General features: G+C 39.0%; 6 protein-coding genes. 4 read left to right on the top strand and 2 right to left on the bottom strand.

Translation table 11 applies throughout. The features are described from left to right. The first annotated feature begins 209 nt into the window (after positions 1 to 209). Positions 210 to 2,252 carry a GAF domain-containing protein gene (locus H6G41_RS33695; protein WP_242038151.1) on the top strand — a complete coding sequence of 681 codons (2,043 nt, stop codon included), beginning with the start codon at positions 210 to 212 and terminating at the stop codon, positions 2,250 to 2,252. A 507-nt stretch (positions 2,253 to 2,759) separates the two neighbouring features. Here the strand turns inward: H6G41_RS33695 and H6G41_RS33690 are convergent. Both H6G41_RS33690 and hemJ read right to left on the bottom strand, forming a co-directional pair. Further along, positions 2,760 to 3,620, bottom strand: coding sequence for a DUF6671 family protein (locus H6G41_RS33690; RefSeq protein ID WP_190752692.1), 861 nt, complete (start codon positions 3,618 to 3,620; stop codon positions 2,760 to 2,762). Between the two features lie 123 nt (positions 3,621 to 3,743). After that, complete coding sequence (hemJ, locus tag H6G41_RS33685) at positions 3,744 to 4,331, bottom strand: protoporphyrinogen oxidase HemJ (RefSeq protein ID WP_096647323.1); 588 nt, start codon at positions 4,329 to 4,331, stop codon at positions 3,744 to 3,746. Between the two features lie 151 nt (positions 4,332 to 4,482). On the opposite strand from hemJ, the gene H6G41_RS33680 reads away from it, so the two are divergent. From H6G41_RS33680 to H6G41_RS35960, 3 genes are read left to right on the top strand one after another with little or no spacing between them, the layout of a single operon-like run. Next, a complete protein-coding gene (locus tag H6G41_RS33680) occupies positions 4,483 to 5,532 on the top strand; it encodes a serine hydrolase (RefSeq protein ID WP_190752690.1) in 1,050 nt (349 codons plus the stop codon). Between the two features lie 33 nt (positions 5,533 to 5,565). Further along, positions 5,566 to 6,819 carry an ABC transporter substrate-binding protein gene (locus tag H6G41_RS33675; RefSeq protein ID WP_190752689.1) on the top strand — a complete coding sequence of 418 codons (1,254 nt, stop codon included), beginning with the start codon at positions 5,566 to 5,568 and terminating at the stop codon, positions 6,817 to 6,819. Then, positions 6,809 to 6,943 carry a hypothetical protein gene (locus H6G41_RS35960; RefSeq protein ID WP_277878225.1) on the top strand — a complete coding sequence of 45 codons (135 nt, stop codon included), beginning with the start codon at positions 6,809 to 6,811 and terminating at the stop codon, positions 6,941 to 6,943. The genes H6G41_RS33675 and H6G41_RS35960 overlap by 11 nt, the downstream gene beginning before the upstream one ends. Positions 6,944 to 7,145: the final 202 nt, after the last annotated feature.

Raw genomic sequence — 7,145 nt, 5'->3', positions numbered from 1 at the left:
CGCTCGGCTTATGGATTTAGAAACTTTGAAAACTTCCGAATTAGATGCTTGTTAAACTGGCATTTTGATTGTTAGTTTAGCATAACAAGTACTAAAGAACCGCTTATTATGCCTATGCACGTTGGGGTGCAAAAGCTAAAGTTGCAGATTTGGAACAAAAATATCCACATTTACTAACTCTAATTCTGCAACAGGACAAAATTAAGTTGATGCCTAATTTAACAATTAGTGCCAATGATAACTCTACTGTATCTCAACTAGTTTCTCGTAATTCCACAACTTCAGCTACTACTAGCGTTTCCGCAATCCTTGATTTATCAACAATTTTTAAAGCTTCTCAGACACTTTCTAGTGAAATTCATCTTGATAAATTGCTGATGACATTGTTGAGTGTATTAATAGAAAATGCTGGGGCAGATAAATGTGCATTGCTACTTATCAAGGAAGAAAAATTATTAATTGAGGCCATAACTACAGTTGGTAAGCCCTCAACAATTATGCGATCGCTGCCTTTGGAAGATTCTCAAGACTTGCCTATTTCACTGATTAACTGTGTGAAGCGCAGTCTACAACCCTCAATTGTCATTAACGCCGCTACCGATGCTTTATTGATGGCAGATGATTACATTATTCGCCATCAACCCAAGAGTTTGTTTTGTACACCAATTAATTATCAAGGTAAACTGTTGGGAATTTTGTATTTAGAGAATAGCTTGACGGCTGAGGTGTTTACGAGCGATCGCGTGGAAGTAATCAATTTACTTTGTACTCAAGCGGCGATCGCTTTAGAAAATGCTTCTCTCTATCAGCAAGCGCAGAATTACGCCCAACAATTAGAGCGATCGCTAGCTCAACAAAAAACTTTGTTTAATGCGGTTACTCAAATTCGCGAGTCTTTAGATTTAGAGGCGATTTTTGCAGCTGTTACCCAAAATATTCGGCGCATTCTGAATACCGATAGGGTTGGCATCTATCAGTTTAATTTGGAAACGGGCTATGAATACGGCGAATTTATTGCCGAAGATGTACTACCTACATTTCCTTCAGCTTTGGCTATTAAAGTTCAGGATCATTGCTTTGGTGAAAATTACGCAACCCTTTATAAACAAGGTCGTTTCTGTGCGATCGCTGATATTTATACAGCTGATGTCCCTGAATGTCATCGGGCAATTTTGGCACAATTTCAAATCAAAGCCTCACTAGTTGTGCCAATTATGGAAGACGATGAACTTTGGGGTTTACTCTGTATTCATCAATGCGATCGATACCGTGATTGGCACAGTTCGGAAATTCAATTTGCCCAGCAAATTGCCGTCCAAATGGGGGTAGCAATCAAGCAGACAAAGTTGTTAATTCAAACTCGCCAGCAAGCAACACAACTAGAACAAACACTTCAGCATCTCCAAGAAACCCAACTTCAGTTAGTACAAAATGAAAAGATGTCAGCACTAGGAAATCTGGTGGCAGGAGTGGCTCACGAAATTAATAATCCTGTTAGCTTTATTGCTGGCAATCTTAATCCTGCGGAAAATTATGTTCAAGATTTATTTGGGTTAATTGACTTATATCAAGAAAATTTACCAAATCCAAGTGAGGATATTCAAGCTGAAATTGAGGCAATTGATTTGGAGTATTTACGAGAAGATTTACCTAAATTAATCGACTCAATGAAATTAGGAGTTGAGCGCATTCGGGATATTAGTACTAGTTTGCGGACTTTTTCTCGAGCCGATAGAGATTACAAAGTTCCTTTCAATCTACATGAAGGTATTGATAGTACAATTTTAATTCTCAAACATCGCTTAAAACCTAATCAACATCGCCCAGCAATTGAGGTAGTAAAAGACTATGGCGATTTACCTTTAGTAGAATGCTTTGCTGGGCAGCTAAATCAGGTATTTATGAACTTATTAGCCAATGCAATTGATGCTTTAGATGAGTCGAACATTGGACGTAGTTTTGCAGACATTCAAACCAATCCCAATCAAATTACAATTCAAACTTTTTTAACTGAAGATAAACAGCATGTTTTAATTCGGATTACAGACAATGGTGTAGGAATGACAGAAGAAGTCAAGCAAAGAATCTTTGATTATTTGTTTACCACTAAGCAAGTAGGTAAAGGTACAGGATTAGGATTAGCGATCGCGCGGCAAATTGTGGTTGAGCGACATGGCGGAACGCTGAAAGTAGATTCTATTCTCGGACAAGGAACAGAATTTACGATCATGATGCCAATTTTGTCAGCATAATTCAGGAATCTGCTGGATTTCGGGCATAGGGCAATTAGTAAGCTATTCTGCTTTGAAGTTGCACAATCCATCCTTAAGGCTGTCAACTGTTGACTGTTGACAGTCAACAGCCCTGATTAGTAATTATGCAATTTAGACGCGCATTAGCTTAAATTCTTCCCCATGTCCAAAAACTCCACCCACCGAGGGATAGAGTTTTTTTATCTGTCGCATTGTTTTTTAAATCGGTATCAGAGTGAAATTACTTCATTTCTCAAAATGGATGAGGCTGGTTGAGAAAATTTGAGTGAAATTACATTTAATGCAAATAAATTCATACATAGAACATATGATTTTCATACCATTTTTATGTAATTGCCACATATAGTTGTTACACTAATAGGAAGCAAACATTGAGTTTGCTCCTCACACCATACTAAAACCCTCTTGTTTGTCAATGGCAAGAGGGTTTTTTTTATTTTCACTGTTCAGTTGTCAGTTAGTGTTTACCCAATCCTGGCTGCTGCATCAAGGATTGCAGTACATACATTGTCCGGGATCGGCAAACTCTCTGCCATCGGGAAATAATTTCTCTTGGGTATAACTACATTTTTGGCACTGGTAAATTTGGGAATTAACTAAGCTGGTAGGCATACCGCACATTGCACAAGGTAAACCTTTGACTATTTGAGTAATATCAAACCCAGGTACATGACATTGTGGACAATGGCTTTGAATCTTGCTTAATAAATTAGAAGTAGCTTTGGCAATATTTTTCATCCTTGTGGGATTGTAATGTGCGCGCATGTCAGTTTCTAGATGAACTTTGCCATTGGGTGAATTATGAAATGCCCAATTCCAAGCTGCTATTAATTTTTCTTCGGTATTAATACCTTTAATTATTTCGCTGTTATCTTTAGCGCTCTGCTGATAACTCATGATTAGCCCATGTTCGGGAAAACCAATTTTTTGGGCAAAATCATAGGCTTGTTGGATATTTTCTACTACCTGATGATTAAAATTAGTTTCTAAGGATAATTCTTCGCCAATAATTTCTAAGTCGTTTTCTCGATCCAATAAAATGACAATTTCGCGATTTGAGTAAATATAAGGTAGATATGGATGAGGTGCAAAGCTACCTTCACTGGCGATCGCTAATTTTGCACCTGTTAATTCTAGGGCTTTTGTAGCTTTTAATTTAGCTGCTTCTATTTGCGTACCAGTCCGGGCTATTTCTCTAGTAAATGTACCGAAAACATCAGTATTAAAATTTGGCGGTACTATGATTTTAATACCTAATGGCTCCAATATGGGGGCGATCGCTTGCTGTTTTTGATGCATTGTCGCCAGTATTGCCACATGATTACTAAAAAATTGCTGATTTTTCACCGTGGGGTTACCTCCTGTAAATATTTCGGCAAGATTAGTCGGTAATAAAGCGTAATTACAATTATTTATTATCCCTAAGTAATTACCTCTAAAACAGACTAAACCTGCCGAAAATTTGCCAAATTAGGAACCTTGTTCCTGAGCAACCTGTGCTAGTTCTGCCGTCAGCTTTTCTTTATCACGCTTGCGTTTTTTAGCATAAAGCTGAATCGTCACTGCCATGAGAATAATTGATGCAAAAATTACCCAGACTGTGGTATCAGTAGGCAGATTATTTTTGAATACAGCTAGCAGTACAATTACCATTAACATCACTGTAGGTGCTTCATTTAAAGCCCGTAACTGCTGACTATTCCACCGACATTCATCTACTGCTAATTTTTTCATCAGTCGAGAGCAGTAATGATGATAGCCAATTAATAAGGTCACAAACACCAGTTTGATATGCAACCAACCCTCTTTTAAAACATCTGGTTCAGTAGATAAAAGTCCAATTGCCATTGCTACTGTTACCAACATTCCTGGAGTTGTGATGATATTGTAGAGGCGTTTTTCCATAATTTGATACTGATTTTTCAGTATCGTACGTGCTGGTTCTGGTTCTTGGTTAGCTTCAACGTGATAGATAAATAAACGTACTAGGTAGAACAAACCAGCAAACCAGACTACGAAGCCAATAATATGAAACGCTTTAAACCAGGAATAAGCCATGAATTGAACCTGCCTGTCTCAAGTTGTTTTCGAGTCGCTTTTGCCGAAATGGCCGCGACTACTCTCTTTATCAGGTTACGGTAAAATCTTCAGCGAGGATTGATTGCTAGCCCACAGATAGATTAAGAAGTATGAACTGCCGTGACGGCTTATGATTGACGACTATATCCAGGAAATCATGAATAAAAACCAAATTCCGGGACTTTCGGTAGCTGTGGTACGGGAGGGGAAAGGGGTTTTGGTGAAGGGTTACGGGTTGGCGAATGTTGAACATGCAGTTCCTGCAAGTGAAAAGACAGTTTATGAAATTGCTTCTGTTGGGAAAACTTTCACCGCTACAGCCACAATGATGTTAGTTGAAGCAGGGGTAATTTCTTTAAACGATGCGATCGCACAATACCTGGATAATATACCTGTAGCTTGGCAGCAGGTGACAATCAAGCAGATTTTGTCTCACCAGTCGGGACTTCCCAATTATACTGAGGTGGCAAATTACTGGGAAATTAGCCGTAAAGATTTATCAAAGTCGGAAATTTTGGCTTTAGTTACCAATTTACCTTTGAAGTTTCCCCCAGGGGAGTTTAGCGCCTACGATAACACCGGCTATTATTTATTAGGGTTGATGTTGGAAGCAGTCACTAAACAATCCTATACCGATTTATTGCAACAACTTATTTTTCAACCTTTGGGTATGTCTGCAACTGTGATGAATCATCCCAGAGATATTGTGTTGCACAGGGCAGCAGGTTACAGTTTTTTCCAAGGAAAGCTAATTAATAAACCATATTACAGCCCTTCAGTTACATATTCAGCAGGTGGGCAACTCTCCACTGTAGAAGATATGGTGAAGTGGGAACAGGCGCTTTGTCATGCAACATTACTACAGCCAGTAACTTTGGATTTGATGTGGACTCCCCATCCAGCAAATCAGGGCGATGATTGGGAAAAATCAAGATATGTAGCTGGTTTAGGTTGGTGGGTATTAAATTACGATCGTCGCCGTGTAGTTGGGCATAATGGCTCAATTTTAGGCTTTGCCAGTAATATTACACGTTTTATTGATGACAAAATTACGGTAATTATACTATCTAATTTAGATAAAATTGCCCGTCCAGATGCGATCGCGAAAGAAATCGCTGACTATTACTGCCCAGAATTGCGTAAAGTTGCACTTCAGCCACCAATAGAGCCTGATTCATAGCTATTATCGTAAAAATATTATATTCACCCATCTATGAAAAGTGCGATCGCCGTTAGGCGTGCCAAAGGTATCGCTCGGCAAACTGTCTTATTATTTACCTGCTCTGCGCTGCTGATAGGCTGCGGTAAAAGTAGCAGTAGTAATACAAATTCCACAACTAATCCAGCACCCACATCAACAACTGGTAATGCAATTCCCATTGGGATTGCCTTTGCTCAGACTAGTAATGTAGCATTACTCGGTCAAGAAGGAACTGATGGCGTCAAGATTGCCGAAAAATATTTTAATGGCAAAGGCGGCATCAACGGTAAACCAATTAAATTAATCTTTCAAGATACTGGTGGTGATGAAGTTGGCACTGTTAATGCTTTTCAAACTTTAATTAATCAAAATAAAGTTGTGGGAATTATTGGCCCTACTCTATCACAACAAGCTTTTAGTGCTAATCCCATAGCCGAACGCAATCAAGTTCCAGTAATTGGTGCATCCAATACTGCTAAAGGTATTCCCGAAATTGGGGATTATGTGGCGCGAGTTTCTTCCTCTGTGGCTGTTGTCGCACCTTATGCAGTTAAAGCGGCGCTCAAGCAAAATCCTAATATTAAAAGAGTGGCTGTATTTTATGCCCAAAATGACGCTTTTAATAAGTCGGAAACCGAAATTTTTCAAAAAACAGTAAAAGATTTAGGGTTAGATTTAGTTACAGTCCAAAAATTTCAAACTACAGATACTGATTTTCAAACTCAAGCTAGTAGTGCAATTAATTTAAAACCTGATTTAGCAATTATCTCTGGGTTGGCTGTGGATGGAGGTAATTTAGTAAAGCAACTACGAGAACTTGGTTACAAAGGTATTATTATTGGTGGAAATGGATTTAATACATCTCATATATTTTCTGTATGCAAAGCGCTGTGTGATGGGGTAATTATTGCCCAAGCTTATAGTCCAGAATACAATAATGAAATTAACAAAGCGTTTCGCCAAGCCTATTTTGCCCATTATCGTCGCGAACCACCCCAAGTCAGTGCTCAAGCTTTTACTGCATTGCAAGTATATGTAGAAGCCCTACAATCTTTAGATAATCGGCGGAAAATTAATCAGCTTTCATTGCCTCAGTTACGGAACGAATTGAATCAAGAATTACTCAAAGGAACTTATCAAACTCCTTTGGGTGAAATTGCTTTTACTCCAGTCGGTGATGTGATTCAGAAAGATTTTTACGTTGCCCAACTGAAGATGGAAGCAAATGGAGTTAAGGGTAAATTTGCGTTTTTAAATGTTAAATGATATTGGGCATGGGGCATTGGGCATTGGGCATTGGGTATTGGGTATTGGGCATTGGGCATTGGGCATGGGGAGAACAACCTCATCCATTCACCTTGGTGATGTAGTTTCCCGTCGCGTTCAATAAACAGTGGCAAAAACGCCAGGTTATTGTGCAGCAACTATTGGGTTCTTCATACCAATTTGAAAAAAACAATGCGACAGATGGTAGGGGCATGGCAGTGCCCATACGTGTCAACTTAAGCTAAAAGCTATATAGGGCAAGCATTGTACAAATACCTCGCGCCCTCATCCCCTAACCCCTTCTCCCTCAGGGAGAAGGGGAATTA

The sequence above is a fragment of the Tolypothrix sp. FACHB-123 genome (assembly GCF_014697075.1).
Classification (GTDB): Bacteria; Cyanobacteriota; Cyanobacteriia; order Cyanobacteriales; family Nostocaceae; genus Aulosira.
This window is presented reverse-complemented; position numbering and strand designations above follow the sequence as displayed.

Coding starts and splice junctions, on each gene's coding strand:
- H6G41_RS35960 (WP_277878225.1), top strand. CDS start 6,809: ATGTTAAATGATATTGGGCATGGGGCATTGGGCATTGGGCATTGGGTA.
- H6G41_RS33680 (WP_190752690.1), top strand. CDS start 4,483: ATGATTGACGACTATATCCAGGAAATCATGAATAAAAACCAAATTCCG.
- hemJ (WP_096647323.1), bottom strand. CDS start 4,331: ATGGCTTATTCCTGGTTTAAAGCGTTTCATATTATTGGCTTCGTAGTC.
- H6G41_RS33675 (WP_190752689.1), top strand. CDS start 5,566: ATGAAAAGTGCGATCGCCGTTAGGCGTGCCAAAGGTATCGCTCGGCAA.
- H6G41_RS33695 (WP_242038151.1), top strand. CDS start 210: ATGCCTAATTTAACAATTAGTGCCAATGATAACTCTACTGTATCTCAA.